The organism is Candidatus Methylomirabilota bacterium (assembly GCA_036005065.1).
GTDB lineage: Bacteria > Methylomirabilota > Methylomirabilia > Rokubacteriales > DASRDR01 > DASYQW01.
In genome coordinates, this window is sequence record DASYQW010000237.1 from 1 (window position 1) to 1,800 (window position 1,800).

At 69.7% G+C, this 1,800-nt stretch carries 1 protein-coding gene; it reads right to left on the reverse strand.

Going from position 1 to position 1,800, the window contains the following annotated elements; translation table 11 throughout:
• Nucleotides 1-1,800: hypothetical protein (locus VGW35_17335; GenBank protein ID HEV8309426.1), on the reverse strand; the 1,800-nt coding region annotated here is incomplete at both ends.

Sequence of the window (1,800 nt, forward strand, 5' to 3'; positions counted from 1 at the left end):
GAGATCGTCCAGGCTCCCCGGCCGTGACTTCGGCAGCGTCTGCATCTGGGCCCGGCTCTCCACCTGGAAGACGCCCACCGTGTCGGCCGCCTGGAGCATCTCGAAGACTTCCGGGATCTCCTCGGGCAGTCGATCGAGGTCGAGGCAGACGGCGCAATCGTGCTCGACGAGTTGGAGCGTCTCGTCGATGGCGGCGAGCATGCCCAGGCCGAGCAGGTCCAGCTTGATGAGCTTGAGTGTCTCGACGTCGCGCTTGTCGAACTGGACGACGACCCGATCGGGCATCGTGGCCCGTTCGAGCGGAGCGATGTCGATGAGCGGAGCGGCGGTGACGAGCATCCCGCCGCTGTGGATGCTCAGGTGGCGCGGGAAGCCGTCGATGCGGGCGCAGAACTCCAGCCAGCGCTCCCAGTCGGACAGGTTGCGGGTGCTGCCGCCACGGGCCTGGGGCGATGGCTCGGGCTCGACCCGAGCAACGGAGGAGTTGGCGCCCCGATCGGTGGCCCGCGGCGGAGGCAGCGGCATGCCGCTCTCCGGGTCGATCTCCCGGCCGGCAACCATCGCCGGCGCAATGAGCGGATCCGCGATTGGTGCTCCGAGGTCCGAGGCGGAGCTCCGCGACGCCATCGGCCCGAGGACTCGCTCGCGGTCGGACGCGTAGCCCGTCCCCTTGCCGGTCCGCAGCCACGCCACGCTTGCCGGCGTATCGCCGGGGCCGCCCTCGTCGTCGGTCCGACCGCCTGGCCGAACCGACGGCGGCGACTCCGGCGCCCCTTCCCACATCCCCGAGCGTGAAGGGCCGATCGCGGCAGCGTGATCACCCACCAGTTGGGTACCTTGCACGTCACTCCGTTCCAGCTCCCGCAGCCAGGCGAACGGCTTTGGCGCATCTGGGTCCACCGGCTTCGGCGGCTGGCGCCAGGGCGGCACCTTCCCGATTAGTGGCACCCTGGTGTTGAGCTGGCCCATCCAATCCATGAGCTCTTCGCCCGCCGCGAGTCTTCCGGGGTCCGCGGCAGAGGTCTCCAAAGCCGTCCGCCCAGGGACTCCGACCCTGGTGTGGTTCAGCTGACCCATCCCGTCGACCAGACCGCGCGCCGCCGCCTCGCGTGCCGCCGACTCGGCCGGCTCCTCTTCGCCGGGCCGTCGGAAGAACTCGGCGAAACCGCCGTCCGCCTCGAGATCGCGGCGGACCATGACGCTGTCGTACGTTTCGAGCGCCTTGGCGACCCGGTCGACGATGGGCCGCGGAAACCCCAGCGCGTAGCCGACCTCTCTGACCGCCGACCGGGCCCGGTAGGTCACGAGGTTGCAGACCATCCCGGTGTGCTCGGCACCGTAGCGACCGTAGACGTACTGGATGACCTCCTCCCGCCGCTCGCTCGAGAAGTCGATATCGACGTCGGGGTACGTCGTCCGGCCCTCGTTGATGAACCGCTCGAACAGGAGGTTGTGGCTGATCGGCTCGACCCGGCTGATGCCGAGCGTGTACGCCACGATCGAGCTGGCCGCGCTCCCCCGGCCCTGGGCGGGGATCTTCTGCTCCTTCGCGAAGCGCATGAGGTCCCAGCAGATCAGGAAGAACTCGGCGAGCCCGGCCCGCTCAATCACCTCGAGCTCGTGCGCGAGGCGGTTGACGACCGCCGGCGTCATGGGGTGATAGCGGTGCCTGGCCCCTTCCCAGCACAGCGACGAGAGGTACGAGAACGGCGTCTCGCCGCGGGGCACGGGGAAGCCCGGGAACCGATAGCGCTCAAACCCCAGGTCGACCGAACAGCCGGCGGCGAGCTCCGCTGCGGA